The sequence below is a fragment of the Streptomyces sioyaensis genome (genome assembly GCF_004122735.1).
Classification (GTDB): Bacteria; Actinomycetota; Actinomycetes; order Streptomycetales; family Streptomycetaceae; genus Streptomyces; species Streptomyces sioyaensis.
The window spans coordinates 33,377-53,082 of record NZ_SDIF01000043.1; the positions used below are offsets into that span (position 1 = coordinate 33,377).

Below are 19,706 nucleotides of genomic sequence, written 5' to 3' on the forward strand. Positions count from 1 at the left end.
ACCATGGCTATCTTCCTGACCAAGGAAAGCAAGGTCATCGTCCAGGGCATGACCGGTGCCACTGGCATGAAGCACACCAAGCTGATGCTCGGTGACGGCACCAACATCGTCGGCGGTGTGAACCCCCGCAAGGCCGGCACCAGCGTCGACTTCGACGGCACCGACGTGCCCGTCTTCGGCTCGGTCGCCGAGGCGATGGAGAAGACCGGCGCCGATGTGTCCGTGCTCTTCGTGCCGCCGGCCTTCGCCAAGGCCGCCGTCGTCGAGGCGATCGACGCCGAGATCCCGCTGGCCGTCGTGATCACCGAGGGCATCGCGGTGCACGACTCCGCCGCCTTCTGGGCGTACGCGAAGTCCAAGGGCAACAAGACCCGGATCATCGGCCCGAACTGCCCCGGCCTGATCACCCCCGGCCAGTCCAACGCCGGCATCATCCCGGGCGACATCACCAAGCCCGGCCGCATCGGTCTGGTGTCGAAGTCCGGCACGCTGACCTACCAGATGATGTACGAGCTCCGTGACATCGGCTTCTCCTCGGCCGTCGGCATCGGTGGCGACCCGGTCATCGGCACCACGCACATCGACGCCCTCGCGGCGTTCGAGGCGGACCCCGACACCGACCTGATCGTGATGATCGGCGAGATCGGCGGCGACGCCGAGGAGCGTGCGGCCGACTTCATCAAGGCCAACGTCTCCAAGCCGGTCGTCGGCTACGTCGCGGGCTTCACCGCGCCCGAGGGCAAGACCATGGGCCACGCCGGCGCCATCGTCTCCGGCTCCTCCGGCACCGCCCAGGCGAAGAAGGAGGCCCTGGAGGCCGCCGGCGTCAAGGTCGGCAAGACCCCGTCGGAGACCGCGCGGCTGGCCCGCGAGATCCTCGGCGGCTGATTGCGCCACGGGACGGACGTCCTTGCGGCGTCCGTCATCGATACCGCCGGACCCTCGCTCCGGTGACCCCCGCACCGTCGCGGTGGAAGCTTCTTCCACCGTGCCGGGGCCGGTCACCGGGCGAGGGTCCGGCGGTGTGCGTTCGGGCCGGGAGCGGTGGGGAACGTCCGGGAAGGGCCGGGAGCGGTGGGGAACGTCCGGGAAGGGCCGGGAACGGCTGGGCAACGACTGGGCGAGCCCGGCCGCCCGCTGCCGGCGCCCCCCGAACGGGCCGCTGCCGCTAACGGCTCTCGGGCGTCAGCCGCGCCTGCCGGAGCCGCTTCCGTACGGCCTCGATCCCGTGCCGATGCGCACTCCTCGCCCGGTGTCCACGCCCGGCCTTGTGTGCACTCCCTGCCTTGTGTCCACGGTCTGCCTTGCGTGCATCGTCCCCGGCCTTGTGAGCGCCCTCGTCACGCTGCGGGGCCGGTGACACCGGGGCGTGCGCCGCGCGGGACAGCGCCTGCCCCGGCGGGGTGTGGTGATCCGGCGTGACGAGCACCGTCAAGAGCGTGACCAGCGCGAACAGCCCGATCAGCCCGAAGACGGCCCGGGTGGTCCGCTCGGCGCCGCGCTCGCTGCCGGACCGTACGAACTCCGCGGCGGGCGGCGGCATCTGCTCCGCGGCCGCCAACCTGGCGAACCGGGCCCGCAGGATCTCGCCCTGCCGTACCGGCGGGTGCCCGCCGAGCCCCAACTCCGGCAGCCGCTCGGCGATCTGCTCGCGCGCATGGGCCAGCCGCCCGGCCGCGGCCGGGGTGCTCGCCTCGATCTCCGCCGCGGTCTCGCACAGCCCGAGCCCCACCCCGTCGTGCAGCACCAGCGTCCGCCGGTACGGCGCCGGCAGGCTCAGCAGCGCCACCAGCAGCGCCTCGTCCGACGGTTCGGCCGGCGCGGCGAGCCGGTCCGGCGTACGGGCGGTCCGCAGCCCGGGGCACAGCCGGTGCCACGGCGCCAGCGCGTACTCATAGGTGGCCGCCCGCACCCACCCGGCCGGGTCCGGATCCACCGCGACCTGCGGCCAGCGCTGCCAGGCCAGCCGGAACCCCCGCTCCACCGCCCGCTGCGCCAGCCGTGGCCGGCCGGTGAGCAGAAACGCCTGCCGGGTCAGCGCGGCTGCGTGCCGGGTGTGGAGTTCGTCGAAGGCGGTGGCGGCCTGCTCGCGCGGGGGCATACACGGCTGGGTCATACACAACAGTGTGGAAAACCCGCAGAAGCATATGCACCGCGACACGTCGGGCATTTCGCCAGTCCATGGAGGAAACGCCTCTTGTTGGCAGCATGGTCGCGTGAGCCAGTTCACCGATCGTGGCCCCGCGTTGTCCTCGCACGGCCGCACCGCCGCCCAGCGCTCGTCGGCGATCGGCGCGGCCTTCCTCGGCGGGGTGACGGCAGCCGGCCTCGGGCTCGGCGCGCTGACGGTCGCCGTGCTGCTGCTCTGGGTCGCCTCTCCCGCCCCCGACAGCGGCCCGTCCGGGGCCCTGCATCTCGCCGCCGACCTGTGGCTGCTGGCGCACGGCGGTGATCTGGTGCGCACCGGGACCCCCTCCGGCGTCCCGGCCCCGGTCGCGGTGACCCCGCTGCTGCTCGTGGTCCTTCCGGTCTGGCTGCTGCACCGGGCCGCCCGCCATGCCCTGGCGACCGCGGTCGACGGCCGTCCGGCCCCCGGCGACGCTCCCGGCGCCGCCTCCGTGGTCGCGCCGCGCACCCTGCTCGGGGCGCTGCTCACCGGCTACCTGTGCATCGCGGCCGGCGCGCTGCTCTACGCCTGCGCCGGCGGGCTGAGCGCCGAGCCCCTCAGCGTGCTGGTGTACGTCCCGGCCACCGCGGTCGCCACGCTCGCCGCCACGGCCTGGCGCCTGCTGCGCCACCCGGGCGCCGATCTGCTGCCCGACCGGGCGCTGCGCGCCTGCGCCCGGGTGCCCGACGGCCTGCGCACCTTCTTCAGCGGCGCGCGGTGTGCCGTCGCCGGCCGGGCCGCCGGCTTCGCCCTCGCCGCCCTGCTCGGCTCCGGCGCACTGCTCACCCTCCTCGGGCTCGGCCTGCACGCCGGCCGGGTGGGCCAGGACCTCCTCCAGCTGGCGCCCGACTGGGCGAGCCGTGCCACGGTGCTGCTGCTGTGCCTGGTGCTGCTCCCCAACGCGGCCGTGTGGGGCACCGCGTACGGCCTGGGGCCCGGCTTCACGGTGGGCGCGGGCAGCACGGTCGGCCCGCTGGGCGCCTCCGCCCATCCCGTGCTGCCGCAGCTGCCGCTGCTCGGCGGGGTGCCGGACGCCGGCCCGGGAAGCCCGCTGACCTGGGCGGTGGCCGTCCTGCCGATGGTCGCGGGGGTGCTGCTCGCCCGTTCGGTGGTCCGGCCCGGGGGCCAGGGCCCGCCCGGCGGCGCGGGCGGGCCCTGGTCATGGTGGGCGACGGCCTGTGTGGCCGCCCTGGGGGCCGGCTTCTGCGGCGCCGCCATGGCCCTGCTCGCCGGCCTCTCCGGTGGCGCACTGGGCACCGGCGCGCTCGCCGCCTTCGGCCCGAGCTGGTGGCGTACGGGCCTGGCGGCGGCGGGCTGGACCGCCCTCACCGGCATCCCCGGCGCTGTCGTACTACGAGCTTGGCGGCGGCACACGGGACGGCGGGAGGGCGGGGCGGGCGGGGCGGACGGGGCAGATCCGTCGGGCCGGGGCGAGCCGGCGGCCGCGGAGAGCCAGGTGAGCACGGCGAGTGCGGAAAGCGCCGCGAGCGCGAAGGGCGAACGGGCGGGTGCGAAGGGCCTGACGCCCGCCAAGGCCGCCAAAGCCACCAAAACAGCCAAGGCCGCGACGGCCGCGAAGGCCGCCCGGGCGCTGCAAGGCGCCAAGGGCGCGCGGAGCGAGGGCGGGAGAGAGGGCGCGGGCGAGGAGGAGGACGCGGGGGAGGGCGAGGAGAAGCGGGACGCCGCGGCCGGCGCTGACGGTACGGCCTCCCGACCCGACGCGGCGGCCGCAGCCGGAACCGCACCCGCCGCCGCCCCCGAATCCGTCGCCTGACCCACTGTCCGGCCACCGGCCACCGGCCACCGGCCACCAGCCACTAGCCCGGCGCGGCCCCCGCCCCCTACTCCCGGTTGCTCAGCAGCGGGCGCAGCTCCTTGGGGAGCAGCTTCTCGCAGGACTTGCCGGAGGACTGGGTCAGCGCGTCGTTCACGCAGGTGAAGTAGTCGCGGTAGACGATCTGCACGGTGAAGGTCGCGGCCACCATCATCAGCGCCAGCGACGCGGTCACCAGGCCCGCGATCGCCGCCGTGACCTGCGGGCGGGTGCTGCCCTGGGAGGACGGTGCGCCCGGCTGCCCGCCCGGGGCCGGCTCGGTGGCGGGGGCGGGGCGGCCCTCCATGGCGGCGGTGGTCGCCTCGGCGGTGGCCTTCGAGGAGTCCGGCTTGGCGCGCAGGGCGCTGACGCCCCAATACAGCGCCAGCGCGGCCAGCAGCAGCGCGATCTCCGGCAGGCTGAACAGCACGCAGAAGAACGCCCACATACCGGCGAGCAGCGCATAGCGCGCCCGGCGCTGGGCCGGGTCGGTGGGGTCCCAGCGCAGTCCGCCGCCGGAGCCACCGGGGCCGCCGCCCTGCGGGCCGCCGCGGCCGCCCGGCCGGGAGCCGAAGCCGCCGTTCTGCCGGCCCGGCTGCCGCGGACTCCACTGGCTGCCCCAGCTCGGCGCCGCGTCGTCCTTCGACGGCGCCCCCGCCTCGTCCTGTCCGTCTTGCCCGTCCTGGCCGTCCGGGCCGGCGGGGTGGCGCGGGCGCCACTCCTGGTCGGGGGCGTCGGCCGGCGGCGGTGCGAAGGGGTTGTCGCGGTCGGAGCCCGCGGAATCCGGTGCGCCAGGGTCCGGGGAAGCCGACGACGGCTTGCGCTCGCGCGGCACCAGCACCGTCCCGGGGGCGGTGGCGGGCTGGGCGTACCTCCCAGCGGTGGCTGCGGGAGGGAGCAGGAGGGCCGCGCGGCGGCGTCGGTCCGTCATCTGGTGTGCGTCTTCCCCTTGTCTCGTCCGTTCGCGGGCCTTCGCGACCGGCGCCCGGTTAGCACGAACTGCATGCAGTCTTACGCCTGACGCTACCTCCCGTGCCCGCCCCCGTCCCGTGGGGGCCGCGCGGTGTGCCGGTATCGTTGCTGACGGTCGGCGCCTTCGTAGGGTTCCCCGGATCTGCGGTACCCGCAGTCTTGTACGACCACACAAAGCACGCGAGATCGGAAAAGAGCCCCGCCGTGGCTTCCTCCCCAGCCCCCGCCCCGTCCGCCCGACCCGGCCGTCCGGCCCGCATCGTCGTGCTCGTCTCGGGTTCCGGCACGAACCTGCAGGCGCTGCTGGACGCCATCGCCGAGCAGGGCCCGGAGGTGTACGGGGCCGAGGTCGTGGCCGTCGGCGCCGACCGTGGCGCGATCAAGGGCCTGGAACGCGCCGAGTCCGCGCAGCTGCCGACGTTCGTCTGCCGGGTCAAGGACCACGACAGCCGCCCGGACTGGGACGCGGCCCTGACCGAGGCGACCGCCGCCTACGAGCCCGACCTGGTGGTCTCGGCCGGCTTCATGAAGATCCTGGGCAAGGAGTTCCTCGCCCGCTTCGGCGGCCGGATCGTCAACACCCACCCGGCGCTGCTGCCGAGTTTTCCCGGTGCCCACGGCGTGCGCGACGCGCTCGCGTACGGCGCGAAGGTCACCGGATGCACCGTCCACTTCGTCGACGACGGCGTCGACACCGGCCCGATCATCGCCCAGGGCGTGGTCGAGGTCCGGGACGAGGACGAGGAATCCGCGCTGCATGAGCGCATCAAGGAAGTCGAGCGATCGCTGCTCGTCGAGGTCGTGGGGCAACTGGCCCGGAACGGCTACCGCATTGAGGGACGAAAGGTACGTATCTCGTGACCGCCACCGAAGGTACGCAGCGGCCCATCCGCCGCGCGCTGGTCAGCGTCTATGACAAGTCCGGGCTGGAGGACCTGGCCCAGGGGCTGCACGCGGCGGGCGTCCAGCTCGTCTCGACCGGATCGACGGCCGCGAAGATCGCCGCGGCCGGGGTGCCGGTCACCAAGGTCGAGGAGCTGACGGGCTTCCCCGAGTGCCTCGACGGCCGGGTCAAGACCCTCCACCCGAAGGTGCACGCCGGCATCCTGGCCGACCTGCGCCTGGACGACCACCGCCGGCAGCTCGGCGAGCTCGGTGTCGAGCCGTTCGACCTGGTGATCGTCAACCTCTACCCGTTCCGGGAGACCGTCGCCTCCGGTGCCACGCCCGACGAGTGCGTGGAGCAGATCGACATCGGCGGCCCCTCGATGGTCCGTGCCGCCGCCAAGAACCACCCGTCGGTCGCCGTCGTCGTCAACCCCGCGCGGTACGGGGAGGTCCTCCGGGCCGTCGAGGCCGGCGGCTTCGGGCTCGCCGACCGCCGGCGGCTGGCGGCGGAGGCCTTCCAGCACACGGCGGCGTACGACACCGCCGTCGCCTCCTGGTTCACCAACCTCTACGCCCCCGAGGGCGACTACAACGGGCTCCCGGAGTTCGTCGGCGCGACCCTGGAGCGCAAGGGCACCCTGCGCTACGGCGAGAACCCGCACCAGGCCGCCGCCCTCTACACCGACGGTGAGCCGGGCGGCATCGCCAACGCCGAGCAGCTGCACGGCAAGGAGATGTCCTTCAACAACTACATCGACACCGAGGCCGCGCGCCGGGCCGCCTTCGACCACGACGAGCCCTGTGTCGCGATCATCAAGCACGCGAACCCCTGCGGCATCGCGACCGGCAAGGACATCGCCGAGGCCCACCGCAAGGCGCACGCCTGCGACCCGCTCTCGGCGTACGGCGGCGTGATCGCCGTCAACCGTCCGGTCACCGTCGAGCTGGCCGAGCAGGTCGCGGAGATCTTCACCGAGGTCATCGCGGCCCCGGCGTACGAGGCCGGCGCGGTCGAGGTCCTCGCCAAGAAGAAGAACATCCGCGTCCTGAAGGTCGAGGGCCTGCCGACCCGGCCCGGCGACGTGAAGTTCCTCTCCGGCGGTGCGGTCATCCAGCACACCGATGTGTTCCAGGCGGCGGGCGACGACCCGGCGAACTGGACGCTGGCCACCGGCGAGGCGCTGCCCGCCGCCGAGCTCGCGGAGCTGGCCTTCGCCTGGCGGGCCTGCCGCGCCGTGAAGTCCAACGCGATCCTGCTGGCCAAGGACGGTGCCTCGGTCGGCGTCGGCATGGGCCAGGTCAACCGCGTCGACTCCGCGAAGCTCGCGGTCGAGCGGGCGGGCGAGGAGCGCGCGCGGGGCTCGTACGCCGCCTCGGACGCGTTCTTCCCGTTCCCGGACGGCCTGGAGATCCTCACGGCGGCCGGCATCAAGGCCGTGGTCCAGCCGGGCGGTTCGGTGCGGGACGAGCTCGTCGTCGAGGCCGCCGCGAAGGCCGGCGTGACGATGTACTTCACCGGCACCCGGCACTTCTTCCACTGAGCCGGCGGGCCACCGCGCGCGAAGGGCCGCACCCCGACCGGGGTGCGGCCCTTCGCCGTGTGCGCGACGCGGTCAGTAACGCGGCCGGACGAACCAGCGGTTGCTCTCGTCCTTCGACATGAACGCGATGACCAGAATGCCGAGGACGGTGTGCACCAGCCCGAACGGAAAGGTCATCAGGCTCACGAGGGTGTTGGCGATACCGAAGACGATGGCGCCGATCCGGACGCCCTTGCCGCCGTTGCCGCACTGCAGGGCCAGCGTGATCGCGACGGCTGAGAAGATCACGATCAGCACGATGACGAAGATCAGGACGCCCTTGCCGAGGCTCAGCATGGAGGTTTCGTCCGCGGAGGCGTACGGCGAGGTGTTGTGCGCGGCCTTGCTGACGCTGCCCAGGCCCATCACGGCGCCGATCAGGCCGATGACGTTCAGCCCGGCGAGCACGAACATGATCGCCCGCGCGGCTTTGACCCCGCCGGGCATCACCATCGGGTACTGCGGCTGCATGCCGGGCATGGGGCCGCCGCCCGGGTAGGGGCCGTACGGCGACGGCTGCTGCTGGGGATAGCCGTAACCGGGCTGCTGACCCGGCGGCGGACCGTAAGGGTTCTGCGGGGGATAACTCACGAGCGGTGTCCTTCAAGCGACGTGAACGGAGCCGCGAAGGCCCCGATCGCGCAGTGGCGAGGGGGCCTTCACGGAGTGGTGCACTTCGGCGGGCGTGGGCCCGAACCGCTACTGGGTCTTGACGACCACCGAGCCGACGGCCTTGTCGGCGAAGGTCTGGCCCTTGTCGTCCCACAGCGGCCACAGCCAGCCGATGTAGCAGGCGATGCTGTCGAGGAAGTGCGCCAGGCGGCGGACGAAGGCCATACCGAAGCCGAGCGGCTGACCGGTGTCCTCGCGGACCAGCCGGATGCTCATGGCCTTCTTGCCCACGGTCTGGCCGGTGTTGCCTTCCTTGACGAGCATGAAGATGCCGCCCGCCATGGCCACCAGGGCGGCCAGACCGATCAGGACGAAGGCGAAGGCCGGCGGGCCGGCCGAGGCCGCGTCCGCCCGGCACTGGTAGTCGTCGTAGGCGCAGCTGTCGTAGTCGCTCACGGAGGACGCCGCCATGATGGCCGCGATGCCGTACAGGATGCCGGGCACCAGGCCCACGATCAGACCGTCGATGAGCAGGGCGCACAGCCGCGCACCCCAGCTCGCGTAACCCGTGGGCATCCCCATGCCCGGCATGCCCGGCTGGCCGTAGGGAGCCGCCGCCTGCTGCGGGTAGCCGTACCCCTGCTGCGGCGGGACGGGCTGCTGCTGCGGGTAGCCGTACGGCTGCTGCGGGGGCTGCTGGGGGTACCCGTAGCCGGGCTGTCCCTGAGGCGGGACCGGCGGCTGCTGGCCGTAGGGGGCCTGCGGCGGCTGCTGGCCGTACGGGTTGTTCGGGTCACCGAAACTCATCTGCGGTTTTCCTCCGTTGGGTCCTTCTGGACCGCGCGGCGCGACGCGGAGGAAAAACAGGTTTCACTGGCGACCCCCCGACGATGCCTGCGGCACTGCGCGTCAATCCTTCTAGTTGCGCATTCACTCTGTCCAGTTGGGTCCGGGGGCCGTTGTCCAAGTGCAATGATCAATTCCGGCCACGGACGTCCCAGGGTGCCCTGATTGGAAGGCAGCCGCCCTCATCCGGGAGGATGGGGACATGACTGCCCAGATTCTGGATGGCAAGGCCACCGCAGCCGCCATCAAGTCCGAGCTCACCACCCGCGTCGAGGCCCTGAAGGCCAAGGGCGTGCAGCCCGGCCTGGGCACCCTCCTGGTCGGCGACGACCCGGGCAGCCGCTGGTACGTCAACGGCAAGCACCGCGACTGCGCCCAGGTCGGCATCGCCTCGATCCAGCGCGAGCTGCCGGCGACCGCCACCCAGGAGGAGATCGAGGCGGTCGTACGGGAGCTGAACGAGGACCCGGCCTGCACCGGCTACATCGTCCAACTCCCGCTCCCCAAGGGCATCGACGCCAACCGGGTCCTGGAGCTGATGGATCCGGCCAAGGACGCCGACGGGCTGCACCCGATGAGCCTGGGCCGCCTGGTCCTGGGCATCGAGGGCCCGCTGCCCTGCACCCCGTACGGCATCGTCCAGCTGCTGCGGCGGCACGAGGTCGAGATCAAGGGCGCGCACGTGGTCGTCGTCGGCCGCGGGATCACCATCGGCCGCCCGATGCCGCTGGTGCTGACCCGCAAGTCGGAGAACGCCACGGTCACCCAGTGTCACACCGGCACCCGTGATCTGTCGTCGCACCTCAAGCAGGCCGACATCATCGTCGCCGCCGCCGGTGTGCCGCACATCATCAAGCCCGAGGACGTCAAGCCCGGCGCGGCCGTCCTGGACGTCGGCGTCAGCCGCGACGAGGCGGGCAAGATCGTCGGCGATGTGCACCCGGGCGTGGCCGAGGTGGCCGGCTGGGTCGCCCCCAACCCGGGCGGGGTCGGGCCGATGACCCGCGCCCAGCTGCTGGTCAACGTCGTCGAGGCCGCCGAGCGCGCGGCCGGCTGACGACGTCGGGCCGAGGACCTGAGACCCTGTCCTTGACAGACGGATCCGGACACCGGAAGGGATTGCCCGCCATGGCTGCCGAAGCGCATTCGGAGGGGGCCTCCGAGCCGCAGCGCTCACGCCGCTTTCCGACGCTGACCCGCGACACCGCCAGGCCGGAGGGCGGCGGGCGGGCCGCCTCGGGCGGCTACCCCGCGCCCGCCCGGCAGTGGCCGCTGCTCAGCGTGATGAGCGGGGTCGCGGTCGGGCTGCTGCTCGTGGCGCTCGACGCGTTCCGTATCGGAGCGATTGTGATCGGGCTCTCCCTGCTGGCCGGCGCGGTGCTGCGGTGGGCGCTGCCGTCGGTCGGGATGCTGGCCGTGCGCTCCCGCTTCACCGACATGCTGACGTACGGGGTGCTCGGCTTCGTGATCGTGATGCTGGCGCTGATGGTGCAGCCCAAGCCGTGGATCCACATCCCGTTCCTGGACGACATCGTCCACTTCACCGTGCGCTGATCGGCTGGCGCCTCGGCCGCCCCCCACGTTGTCGGCTGGCCCGCCGTGGGCGTTGTTCGCCTTTGCTCCCCCACGCCCTTCAGGCAGTGGGGGAGCAACGGCGAGAAACCACCACGGCGGGACGGCCGACAACGTGCGGCGCGCCGCAAAGCGCACGGCGGGAAAGCCGACAACGTGCGGCGGCGCCGCAAGTGGTGGCGCGAAGGGAGCGGTACGCATGTCCAGATAGCGTGCGGAAAGAGTAAAAGGCGGAAACGGAGCTGGCGTTCGCGCCATCATCGGCGGCACAGGGGGCCGCGGCCTCGGGGGAGAACGAACGCGTATGGGGTGGAACATGTCGCGTTGGAAAGGGCTGCCCGACTCGCTGGACCATCGAGTGGTGCGGCTCGTCGTGCAGTTACGCAGGCTGAAGGACCACAGCGGGCTGAGCCTGGCCTCGCTCGCCGCCGGCACCTCCTACAGCAAGTCTTCCTGGGAGCGCTATCTCAACGGGAAGAAGCTGCCGCCGCGGGACGCGGTGCGGGAGCTGGCGCGGGTCTGCGGTGGCGATGCCACCCGCCTGCTGGCGCTGCACGAGGTCGCCCTGGAGGGGTGGCACGCGGAGCGGGCGGAGCCGGCCGCCCCGCCGGTGCCGGAGCCGGAGCCGGAGCCGTCGGCGGTCCCGGATCCGCCGGCCCCGGAACCGGCAGCCCCGGAGCCGGCAGCGGGGGCCGTGCCCGCCGCTGCGGCCGCTCCCGCGCCGGGCCTGCGGATACCCGTCGGGCCGCTGGTCCTGAGTGCGCTGGCGGTGCTCGTCGTGGCCGGTGTGGCGCTGCTGGCCACCCGGACCTGGCAGGACGGCCCGGCGAGCGGGCGGGGCGGGGACACCCGGACGGCAGGCGGGACTCCTACTGCCGCACCGTCGTTCATCCACCGGCTCGGGGAGACCTTCGAGTGCCGGGTCCGGAGCCGGGCGGGGGTCCTGTCCGCCGGGCGCAGCCGTACGGACACGGCGATTCTGGGCAGCGGCGCGACCGGCTGGGACGTCGTCGAGGCGCAGTGTCTGCTGCACTACCAGGGGTGTGACCCGGGCGCGGTGGACGGCATCGTCGGCGGGAAGACCATGCGCGCCGTCAAGCGTCTCCAGGCCCGGGCGGGGCTGCCCACGGACGGGATCATCGGTCCCGACACCTGGAAGGCGCTGCGCCGGTGAGCGGACCCGGCAGCGAACTGCGCGAAGGCGTCGGGTGTTCCCTGCTGGCCGCGGGGCTGCGGGAGCTGAAGGGGCGTACGGGGCTGAGCCTGGTCGGGCTCGCCGCGCGCACGCCGTACAGCAAGTCCTCCTGGGAGCGCTATCTCAACGGGAAGAAGCTGCCGCCGCGGGACGCGGTCGAGGCGCTGTGCCGGCTGGCGGAGGAGCCGGCCGGACGGCTGCTGGCGCTGTGGGAGCTGGCGGACGCGGACTGGAGCGGACGCGGCCGGTCGGGCACGACACCGGGCCGGGGCGCGGCCGACGCGGCGCGGAGGGGGCCTGCCGGGGAGACGGCGGCCCGCGCCCCGGGGGCGGCGGTGATCGCGGAGGCACTGCCCCGGGCGGCGGCCGTGCCCCCGGCGGAGGGCGTGCCCCCGGAGGAGGGCGCGGGGCCGCAGGCCGTGGCGGGGCGGAAACCGCCGCCCCGGCGGGGAGTTGCCGTGCTGGCCGGGGCCTGCGTCGGCGTAGTGGCGGTCGTGATGGTGCTGGCCTTCCGGGACGGGGTGCGGAGCCCGTCCGAGGGCGCCGCGCCCGGGGCCGCCGAGACGACCGGCTGCCGGGGCGCGGCGTGCGACGGCAAGGACCCGGAGTCGATGTACTGCGACCGTCCGGAGCAGCTGGTGACGCCGGCCGAGCGAACTGCCGCCGGGGGAGAGCACCTTCAGATCCGATACGGCACGGTGTGCGGCGCGGTCTGGGGCCGGCTCCGCGGCGGCCGGGTCGGTGACCGGATCGAGGTGTCGGCTCCGGGGGCGCGGCCGCGGTCGGTGCGGGTGCGCGACCGGTTCGACGCCGAGGGGTACCTCGTCACGCCGATGGCCGCGGCCCCCCGTTCCGACGGCATCCGGCTGTGCCTCTATCCGGCGGGCGGCGGCCCCAGGGAGTGCGTCACGGGGTGACGGGGGACGGGTGACGGGTGACGGGGTGACCGGGCTGGGCCGGGCGCTGGAGAACGCCTGCGGCGCACCCCAGCGGCGCACTCCTGCCTTTTTTCCTTCGATCGTGGCCGATTCTTATCGGAATTCGTACGGAATTCGTAGGGTCGCGACCGGAAATGCCACACTGCACGGGCACGAAGTGTGTGCGGACGAGAGGTACATGTCCGGATACTTCCGTGTGTCCTCAAGCGGTTGCCGTCCTGACCAGGAGGCGGTCCTGGGGGCGGCAAGGAGGGCGGGCCGGGGGAGCCGCGCATTGGCACGTAGCGGGGGGATAGGGGGAGGCAATGCCTCGCTGGAAGGCGCTGCCGGAGGAACTCGATCCGCAGATACGGGAGTTCACCGGGCAGCTGCGCAGGCTCATCGACCGCAACGGGCTGAGCGTGGCCGCCGTCGCGGACAGCACGGGCTTCAGCAAGACGTCCTGGGAGCGCTATCTCAACGGCCGGCTGCTGCCGCCACTGCGCGCCGTGCTCGCACTCGCCGAGCAGACGGGCGCGCACCCCTCGCACCTCACCACGCTCTGGGAGCTGGCCGAACGCGCCTGGAGCCGGTCGGAGATGCGCCAGGACGTGACCATGGAGGCGATACGCGTGGCGCAGGCGCGCGCCGCGCTGGGTGAGTTGGACACCGAGCCGGCCGGGGACGCACCGCCCGCGACCGGCACCAGGCCCGAGAAGTCCGGGAAGGGCGACAAGGGCGACAAGGGCGGGAAAGCCGAAAAGGGCGGGAAGGCCGGGGAGTCCGGGGAGTCCGGACCGGCGCCGCAGTCGCAGCTGCCGTCGAGCGCGGACTTTCCCTCGTGGGGCGCGGCGGCCCCGTCCCCGGACACGGCGCCCGCCGACGGGAAGACCGGCCGGCGCGGCGGCCGTTACCGGACGCCGATGATCCTCGTCGGTGCGGCCGGCGCCGTGCTGATGGCCACCGCGGCCGTCCTGCTGCTGAACCCGGGCGCCGAGGCGACGAAGAAGGCGGCGGCTCCCAAGCCACCGGTCGCCCCGCCGCCGCGCGTCCAGTCGGCACTGCCGGACGGGGTGCGCTGCACCGGCGACGAATGCGCCGGCAAGGACCCGGAGAAGATGGGGTGCGGCGGGCAGCATGCCGTCACGCCGTCCCGCGGACTGGCGGGCCGCACCCTGATCGAGGTCCGCTACAGCACCGTCTGCCACACGGCCTGGGCCCGGATCAGCCGTGCCGCACAGGGTGATCAGGCCACCATCAGCGCCGGCGGCCACCGCGCCACGGCGCGCGCCGAACGGGCCGGCGACGCCTACACCCCGATGGTCGCGGTGTCCGGGGACCCGGCGAAGGTCGCGGCCTGCGGGACGACCGTGGCAGGCGTGAAGGGCTGCTCACGGCCCCTTCCGGTGACCGCGGCCGGTGCCACGGCCCCCTCCGGCGCCCCCTCCGGGACGGCCCGCTAGCGCGTCACGACGACCGGCCCGGCGGGCGACCGCCGGGCCCGCTCCGGCCAGGTGCCACCGCCCCCGGAGGTTGTCCGAAATACAGGGGGCATGCCCTCCGGTATCCCGGGCAGACGACGGTTATCCCCCCACGGGTGTGGCACCACTGGGCGGCCGCCCGCACTCCCCCCTCCATAGCGCGGGCGGCCGCCGCCCCTTCGGGACACGCTGTAGAGCGCCCCCCCCGCACAGTCGTCCGCGGACCGCCGTACGGACGTCGCGGGGCACCCGGTGAGGTGTTCCACACCGGCCCGGCGCCTTGGGCGGGCGGGGGTCCGATAGCCTGACGGCCGGGTCTCTCGATACCAAGAGACCTCGCTAGCTGGGCAGGGACACCCACCGCCAACCATGGTGGTCCAGGGGCTTGCCCCCGGAAAACACCGCGCAGGAGATCGCCATGACCCGCACTCCCGTCAATGTGACCGTGACCGGCGCCGCCGGCCAGATCGGTTACGCACTCCTCTTCCGCATCGCTTCCGGTCATCTGCTCGGCGCGGACGTGCCGGTCAAGCTGCGCCTCCTGGAGATCCCGCAGGGTCTGAAGGCCGCCGAGGGCACCGCCATGGAGCTCGACGACTGCGCCTTCCCGCTGCTGCAGGGCATCGACATCTCGGACGACCCGAACGAGGCCTTCAACGGTGCGAACGTCGCGCTGCTCGTCGGCGCCCGCCCCCGCACCAAGGGCATGGAGCGCGGCGACCTCCTGGAGGCCAACGGCGGCATCTTCAAGCCGCAGGGCAAGGCCATCAACGACCACGCCGCGGACGACATCAAGGTCCTGGTCGTCGGCAACCCGGCCAACACCAACGCCCTGATCGCCCAGGCCGCCGCGCCGGACGTCCCCCGCGAGCGCTTCACCGCGATGACGCGTCTGGACCACAACCGCGCGCTCTCGCAGCTCTCGAAGAAGACCGGCACCCCGGTCTCCGAGATCAAGAAGCTGACGATCTGGGGCAACCACTCCGCCACCCAGTACCCCGACATCTTCCACGCCACGGTCGCCGGCAAGAACGCCGCCGAGACCGTCAACGACCAGAAGTGGCTGGCCGAGGACTTCATCCCGACCGTCGCCAAGCGCGGTGCGGCGATCATCGAGGCCCGTGGCGCGTCCTCCGCCGCCTCCGCCGCCAACGCCGCCATCGACCACGTGCACACCTGGGTCAACGGCACCGCCGCCGGCGACTGGACCTCGATGGGTATCCCCTCGGACGGTTCCTACGGCGTCCCGGAGGGCCTGATCTCCTCCTTCCCCGTCACCACCAAGGACGGCACGTACGAGATCGTCCAGGGCCTGGAGGTCAACGACTTCTCCCGCGAGCGCATCGACGCGTCGGTGAAGGAGCTGGCGGAGGAGCGCGAGGCAGTCCGCGGTCTCGGCCTCCTCGGCTGACCCACCGCCGCGGCCGCCCCGTCCGGACGGCACCGCAGCACCGCAGCACCGCAGCACCGACGAGCCCGCACGGTCCACAACGGCCGTGCGGGCTCGGTCATATGGACCTGCTCATACGGGCACGGGCAGGCGAGTGCCCCGGCTGTCGGCGACGCGCAGCACATCTGAGAAGGACTGCGTGGTCGCCCGCAGCGCCAGCCGCACCGCATGCTCCCCGGCCTTGCCGTCGTTCAGTACGGCCACCGCGCCCTTGAGGACATCGGCACCGTCACACAGCTGCTCCGCCTCGATCTCATCGGCCAGCCGGGACAGCACACCCCCGGCGTCGTCTGCGGACAAGTAGCACGGCTTCCCGCCCTCGCCGTCCCACGGCAGCAGGCGCAGCCCCGGCGCGGGGGCGGGGACGGCATCCCGGTCGTAACTCATGCTCATTGACTCCCAGAAGTTGGTTGCGCAAGAAGGCGGCACAGGCGGCCGAACGACCCATTACGTTGGGTGTGTTCAGCGTTGCGCCCCGTAGTGCAGGGCCGCAACGTCAGACGCGTGACACTCACCATCTGTCACCAGGGAGGATGCGGTGAGCCGACGACGAAGCAGCACCACGAAGGGGCCGGCAGCCACCAATGCCGCCGTGTTCGGGGAGGTGCTGAGGCACTTCCGGGAGGCGGCCGGGTTCACGCAGGAGGAGTTGTCGAAGAAGATCCCGTGCGACCGCTCGCAGGTGGCACGCGTCGAGGCGGGCACGCGCGTCCCGCAGGAGACGTTCGCCAAGCAGTGCGATGAGCTTCTGGCGACGGGCGGAGTGCTGCTGCGGCTATGGGGGCGGATCGACTGGTATCCGGAGGTGCAGCATCCGGACTGGTTCGAGCGGCGGGCGGAGATGGATGCCGAGGCGGTGGCGCTGCGGGAGTATCAAGAGCAGGTGATCCCGGGCCTGTTGCAGACGCCGGATTATGCGCGCGTGCTGTTCAGCCGCCGTGGCACGGATTCCGACGAGGTCGAGTCACGCGTCCGGGCTCGACTGAGCCGACAGCCGCGCTTTCTGGCCGAGGGCGGTCCGCTGTACGTCGCTGTCCTGGACGAGAGCTGTCTGCGCAACGCGGTGGGGAGTCCGAACATCATGCGTGACCAGTGTGCGCATCTGCTGAGCGTCGGGCAGCGCTCCAACATCCGTATCCAGGTGGCCCCGGCAGACCTCTTCGGGCTCGTCCGCCCTCTCAGTTCCGTGTCATTGATCGAACTGGCCGACGAACGCTGGGTGTACTCGGAATCGGTGGACCGTGGCTACTTCAACAATGATCCGGCCGTCTACGCCCGGCACAGCCAGACCTATGATGTGCTCAGGGCGGACGCTCTGTCAGCCCGGGAGTCCGCCGCTCTGATCAGCGACGCGATGGAAGGGTACGAGCAGCATGGACAGGCACGAACTCGGCGCGGTGACCTGGACCAAGAGCAGCTACAGCGGCGACAACGGCGGCAACTGCATCGAAGTGGCCCTCACCTGGATGAAGAGCAGCTACAGCGACCGCGACGGCGGGGACTGCATCGAAATAGCCCCCGGTATCCCCGACGCCGTCCCCGTCCGTGACAGCAAGGACCCGCACGGCCCCGTGCTGGTCTTCCCGACGGGCGGCTGGTCGTCCTTCGTCGCGGCGCTCAAGAACGGGGAGTTCCCCGCGGCCGTCTGACCCCCGCAGGGAAGACGCGCAGCCGGGTGGTCCGCGGGCCGCGGAGCAACCTTGGGTTATCGCGCTGACACGGAACGCTCCGCTCGCTTATGCTGCGGCTTCGCACCGTCCTGTGCCCGGCCACCGGCAGCTCGCTCGCCAACTCCGGCCATCGGGGCGGCCGGTTGGTGTTTCGGGGGAGGACCATGGCTCGTACGGATGTGCCCGAGCAGCAAGGAGAGCCTGATGGCCCCCGGCCCTCGGGCCGGCCACCGGAGGGCGCCGCACCCCCGCCGCTCCCCGTGACCCCGCCGGGCGCCAGCGAGGCCACCCGGCTGCTGTGCGCCGGCACTTACCTGGACGACACCTTCCGTGACGCGGTCATCGACGAGCTGTACGTCCACGAGGAGCGGTTCGCCGCGCCCTCCCTGGGCATCGACGCCGCCCGGGTCCTGGCCCATGCGCTGCGCGCCCGGCGGCTGGAACTGGGCTGGGCGGCGGCGATCCTGCTGTTATGGATCGTGGCCATCCCGCTGTCCTCGGGCCTCGTGGTGCTCTACGTCTTCCCCATCCTCCTGATGGCGCTCGGCCGCGCCGTCCGCCGGGCGCCGATTCCGCGCTGGCTGGCCGTGCCGTGCGCCTTCGTACTGCGCTGGTACGGACGGCTGTCGCTGACGCTCTTCGGCTTGTCGCTGCTGGCGGTGGCGTGCGGCGGGGCCAACGTGAGCGTGGAATGGCTGTTCTCGCCCCTCCCGGACGCCCTCAACCCCCTGACGAGCGGCGACCCGGACGGCTACGGCTCGTCCGGCGGCCCGTCATGGCAGTACGCCCTCAGTCAGGGAATGGGCGCCTCCTCTCTCGGGGGCGGCGGTGGGGCCACCCTGCTGCGGGTGTGGATCGCGCTGCTGCTGCCGCTGGCGCTGGCCGCCTTGGTCGCGCTGCAGCGCGGCCAGTTCGCCCGTGCGCTGGCGCGCGAACTGTCCAGGGAACGCTTCCCCGACGTCATGTCCGACCCTGCCGAACGGTCCCAGAGCTACCGCTTCCAGCGGCTGCGGGAGCGGGTGCGGATCGAGCAGCACGGGCCGCTGGTGATGTACCGGGCCGCCGACCCGTTCTGCGGCGCCGGATACCCGTACAAGACCTGGTCGTTGCCGGTGGAGCTGAACCCCCGGGCGGACCGCAAGCCCGAACCGCTGGACAACGGCGCCATCCTGGCCCGGATCGTCCCGCTGGTGGCGGCGCTGCGGGTGCCGTCGCCGCACGGCTCGCCGGCGGCGGCGGCCGCGGTGCGCGACCGGCTGCGGTCGCTGGAGATCGACGAGTGCGTCTTCCTGCCGGCCGAGGGGCTGCCGACCCGCGCGGCGGCGCCGTACGCCCCGGCGGAGTTCGAGGGGCACCGCGCGGCGGCGGTGGAGGAGGGCGGCGAGACCCGTCGGCACTTCCTGCGCATCCGGATCGGCGGCTGGGACGAGGGCATCGTCACCACGCTCTTCGTACGGGTGCACACGCAGGGCGGGATGCTGATGCTGGAAGTGGCGCCGCATGTGCTGCTGCCGCTGCGGCAGCTCTTCCAGGACGCCGACCGGCTCGCCCACCAGTACCGGCACCACCACCACTTCGGCAAGGCGGTGTGGGCGCTGTCCCGCACCCCGCGCTCCGCCGGACACGCCCTCCTCACGCTGCTGCGCGGTCTGCTGTCGAGCTGGCGGCTGGGCACCGCGGGACATGGCGCGGCGCTCCCCGAAGGCCCCGGTGCCTCCGTACGCGAACTGGGTTCCTTCGGTGAGTCGTCGCTCTTCCAGGACATGGACGTCGCCCGCTACCTGGGGACCGTGCAGCAGCGGGTGGTGGCGGGGGTGACCACGGCGCTGCACGAGGCGGGCTATCAGACCGCCGAGTTCGAGAAGCGGGTGGTGCATGTCGCCGAGGGCGGCGTCTACATCGAGTCCGCACAGGGCGCCGTCGGCGTCGGCGACCACAACACGATCACCCACCACACCGCCCATCGTGGCTCCGCTTAGAAGGGAAGTACCGAGCGTGGCAACGGCTGACGAGCGCGGCAACGGCATCCACATCGGCAGCGTCCGGGGCGCCTTCGCCATCGGCGACCACAACACCGTGACCCATTACGAGGGCGGGGCCGCCCCCGCGGACCCGGCGCAGGAGGAGTTGCTGCGCGCCGTCCGGGCGCTGCGCGACGACCTGTCCCGGGCGGTGCAGAGCCCGCAGGTCACGGCGCTGAGCGGCGAACTCGCCGAGACCGAAACGGAGATCGCGGACACGGGTGCGGCCGGGCCCGGCCGGGTGGCCCGGCTGCGTACGGCGCTGGCCGACGCCGGAGCCGTGGTGGGCCTGCTGGCCTCCGGCGCCGCGGTCGGCCAGGCGGTCGCGGCCCTGGCGGGGGGCTGACGATGAAGCGCGGCGGGGAGGCCCGCTGGAACAACGAGACCCAGCGCTGGGAGGACGGCACCCCGCCGCCCGCGCCGTACACCGGTCCGCCGCCGCCCCGGCCGTCCTTCACCCCGTCGGTCGGCGGGGGCGGGGCGGGAGAAGCCGCGGCCCCCGCCGACCGACGGGGTGAAGGA

18 protein-coding genes and 1 pseudogene are annotated in these 19,706 nt (G+C 73.0%); 14 read left to right on the forward strand and 5 right to left on the reverse strand.

What is annotated here, in order from left to right:
* Window positions 1-3: 3 nt before the first annotated feature.
* Window positions 4-888, forward strand: coding sequence for a succinate--CoA ligase subunit alpha (gene sucD, locus EST54_RS16955; RefSeq protein WP_006603733.1), 885 nt, complete (start codon window positions 4-6; stop codon window positions 886-888).
* Window positions 889-1,168: 280 nt separating this feature from the next.
* Here the strand turns inward: sucD and EST54_RS16960 are convergent, their stop codons facing one another.
* Window positions 1,169-2,116: a SigE family RNA polymerase sigma factor gene (locus EST54_RS16960; RefSeq protein ID WP_129248476.1), complete on the reverse strand. Its 948-nt coding sequence runs from the start codon at window positions 2,114-2,116 to the stop codon at window positions 1,169-1,171.
* Between the two features lie 100 nt (window positions 2,117-2,216).
* Between EST54_RS16960 and EST54_RS16965 the strand changes: the two genes are divergently transcribed.
* Window positions 2,217-3,941, forward strand: coding sequence for a cell division protein PerM (locus EST54_RS16965; protein WP_203525405.1), 1,725 nt, complete (start codon window positions 2,217-2,219; stop codon window positions 3,939-3,941).
* Window positions 3,942-4,008: 67 nt separating this feature from the next.
* Here the strand turns inward: EST54_RS16965 and EST54_RS16970 are convergent, their stop codons facing one another.
* On the reverse strand, window positions 4,009-4,911 hold the full coding sequence (locus EST54_RS16970) for a hypothetical protein (protein WP_167511553.1): 903 nt from the start codon (window positions 4,909-4,911) through the stop codon (window positions 4,009-4,011).
* 245 nt (window positions 4,912-5,156) lie between these two features.
* Here EST54_RS16970 and purN point away from each other — a divergent pair, with 245 nt between their 5' ends.
* Together purN and purH are read left to right on the forward strand one after the other, a co-directional pair.
* Window positions 5,157-5,813 (forward strand): phosphoribosylglycinamide formyltransferase, encoded by a 657-nt coding sequence (purN, locus tag EST54_RS16975; protein ID WP_129248477.1) that lies wholly within the window; start codon window positions 5,157-5,159, stop codon window positions 5,811-5,813.
* Entirely contained in the window at window positions 5,810-7,381 is a 1,572-nt protein-coding gene (gene purH, locus EST54_RS16980) for a bifunctional phosphoribosylaminoimidazolecarboxamide formyltransferase/IMP cyclohydrolase (protein WP_129248478.1), read from the forward strand. The genes purN and purH overlap by 4 nt, the downstream gene beginning before the upstream one ends.
* A gap of 72 nt (window positions 7,382-7,453) precedes the next feature.
* Here purH and EST54_RS16985 read toward each other — a convergent pair whose 3' ends face one another.
* Complete coding sequence (locus EST54_RS16985) at window positions 7,454-8,011, reverse strand: hypothetical protein (RefSeq protein WP_129248479.1); 558 nt, start codon at window positions 8,009-8,011, stop codon at window positions 7,454-7,456.
* Between the two features lie 108 nt (window positions 8,012-8,119).
* Window positions 8,120-8,839 carry an RDD family protein gene (locus EST54_RS16990; protein ID WP_129248480.1) on the reverse strand — a complete coding sequence of 240 codons (720 nt, stop codon included), beginning with the start codon at window positions 8,837-8,839 and terminating at the stop codon, window positions 8,120-8,122.
* 241 nt (window positions 8,840-9,080) lie between these two features.
* On the opposite strand from EST54_RS16990, the gene EST54_RS16995 reads away from it, so the two are divergent.
* The 6 genes from EST54_RS16995 to EST54_RS17020 all read left to right on the forward strand — a co-directional run bounded on the left by EST54_RS16995 (window position 9,081) and on the right by EST54_RS17020 (window position 15,454).
* A complete protein-coding gene (locus tag EST54_RS16995; protein ID WP_129248481.1) occupies window positions 9,081-9,935 on the forward strand; it encodes a bifunctional methylenetetrahydrofolate dehydrogenase/methenyltetrahydrofolate cyclohydrolase in 855 nt (284 codons plus the stop codon).
* A 71-nt stretch (window positions 9,936-10,006) separates the two neighbouring features.
* Window positions 10,007-10,432 carry a DUF3017 domain-containing protein gene (locus EST54_RS17000; RefSeq protein WP_129248482.1) on the forward strand — a complete coding sequence of 142 codons (426 nt, stop codon included), beginning with the start codon at window positions 10,007-10,009 and terminating at the stop codon, window positions 10,430-10,432.
* Between the two features lie 334 nt (window positions 10,433-10,766).
* Window positions 10,767-11,624, forward strand: coding sequence for a peptidoglycan-binding protein (locus EST54_RS17005; RefSeq protein ID WP_129248483.1), 858 nt, complete (start codon window positions 10,767-10,769; stop codon window positions 11,622-11,624).
* On the forward strand, window positions 11,621-12,562 hold the full coding sequence (locus EST54_RS17010; RefSeq protein ID WP_244942546.1) for a helix-turn-helix domain-containing protein: 942 nt from the start codon (window positions 11,621-11,623) through the stop codon (window positions 12,560-12,562). The genes EST54_RS17005 and EST54_RS17010 overlap by 4 nt, the downstream gene beginning before the upstream one ends.
* Before the next feature lie 326 nt (window positions 12,563-12,888).
* Window positions 12,889-14,025, forward strand: coding sequence for a DUF2690 domain-containing protein (locus tag EST54_RS17015; RefSeq protein ID WP_129248484.1), 1,137 nt, complete (start codon window positions 12,889-12,891; stop codon window positions 14,023-14,025).
* Between the two features lie 436 nt (window positions 14,026-14,461).
* A complete protein-coding gene (locus EST54_RS17020) occupies window positions 14,462-15,454 on the forward strand; it encodes a malate dehydrogenase (RefSeq protein ID WP_129248485.1) in 993 nt (330 codons plus the stop codon).
* Window positions 15,455-15,565: 111 nt separating this feature from the next.
* Here the strand turns inward: EST54_RS17020 and EST54_RS17025 are convergent, their stop codons facing one another.
* The gene (locus tag EST54_RS17025; protein WP_129248486.1) at window positions 15,566-15,880 is read right to left on the reverse strand and encodes a hypothetical protein; all 315 of its coding nucleotides are present in this window, start codon (window positions 15,878-15,880) and stop codon (window positions 15,566-15,568) included.
* Window positions 15,881-16,097: 217 nt separating this feature from the next.
* Between EST54_RS17025 and EST54_RS17030 the strand changes: the two are divergent.
* The 4 genes and pseudogenes from EST54_RS17030 to EST54_RS17045 all read left to right on the forward strand — a co-directional run.
* Window positions 16,098-16,781 (forward strand): annotated as a pseudogene (locus tag EST54_RS17030) (helix-turn-helix domain-containing protein); the annotation flags it as partial.
* 85 nt (window positions 16,782-16,866) lie between these two features.
* On the forward strand, window positions 16,867-17,142 hold the full coding sequence (locus tag EST54_RS35470) for a DUF397 domain-containing protein (RefSeq protein WP_244942547.1): 276 nt from the start codon (window positions 16,867-16,869) through the stop codon (window positions 17,140-17,142).
* A gap of 185 nt (window positions 17,143-17,327) precedes the next feature.
* Window positions 17,328-19,142: a hypothetical protein gene (locus EST54_RS17040; RefSeq protein ID WP_167511554.1), complete on the forward strand. Its 1,815-nt coding sequence runs from the start codon at window positions 17,328-17,330 to the stop codon at window positions 19,140-19,142.
* A 16-nt stretch (window positions 19,143-19,158) separates the two neighbouring features.
* On the forward strand, window positions 19,159-19,530 hold the full coding sequence (locus tag EST54_RS17045; protein ID WP_129248488.1) for a hypothetical protein: 372 nt from the start codon (window positions 19,159-19,161) through the stop codon (window positions 19,528-19,530).
* Window positions 19,531-19,706: the final 176 nt, after the last annotated feature.

Excerpts from the sequence above, each read along its gene's own strand:
- sucD (WP_006603733.1), top strand. The coding sequence starts at position 4 with ATGGCTATCTTCCTGACCAAGGAAAGCAAGGTCATCGTCCAGGGCATG.
- EST54_RS16960 (WP_129248476.1), bottom strand. The coding sequence starts at position 2,116 with ATGACCCAGCCGTGTATGCCCCCGCGCGAGCAGGCCGCCACCGCCTTC.
- EST54_RS16970 (WP_167511553.1), bottom strand. The coding sequence starts at position 4,911 with ATGACGGACCGACGCCGCCGCGCGGCCCTCCTGCTCCCTCCCGCAGCC.
- EST54_RS16990 (WP_129248480.1), bottom strand. The coding sequence starts at position 8,839 with ATGAGTTTCGGTGACCCGAACAACCCGTACGGCCAGCAGCCGCCGCAG.
- EST54_RS16995 (WP_129248481.1), top strand. The coding sequence starts at position 9,081 with ATGACTGCCCAGATTCTGGATGGCAAGGCCACCGCAGCCGCCATCAAG.
- EST54_RS17000 (WP_129248482.1), top strand. The coding sequence starts at position 10,007 with ATGGCTGCCGAAGCGCATTCGGAGGGGGCCTCCGAGCCGCAGCGCTCA.
- EST54_RS17005 (WP_129248483.1), top strand. The coding sequence starts at position 10,767 with ATGTCGCGTTGGAAAGGGCTGCCCGACTCGCTGGACCATCGAGTGGTG.
- EST54_RS17015 (WP_129248484.1), top strand. The coding sequence starts at position 12,889 with ATGCCTCGCTGGAAGGCGCTGCCGGAGGAACTCGATCCGCAGATACGG.
- EST54_RS17020 (WP_129248485.1), top strand. The coding sequence starts at position 14,462 with ATGACCCGCACTCCCGTCAATGTGACCGTGACCGGCGCCGCCGGCCAG.
- EST54_RS17025 (WP_129248486.1), bottom strand. The coding sequence starts at position 15,880 with ATGAGTTACGACCGGGATGCCGTCCCCGCCCCCGCGCCGGGGCTGCGC.
- EST54_RS35470 (WP_244942547.1), top strand. The coding sequence starts at position 16,867 with ATGGACAGGCACGAACTCGGCGCGGTGACCTGGACCAAGAGCAGCTAC.
- EST54_RS17040 (WP_167511554.1), top strand. The coding sequence starts at position 17,328 with ATGGCTCGTACGGATGTGCCCGAGCAGCAAGGAGAGCCTGATGGCCCC.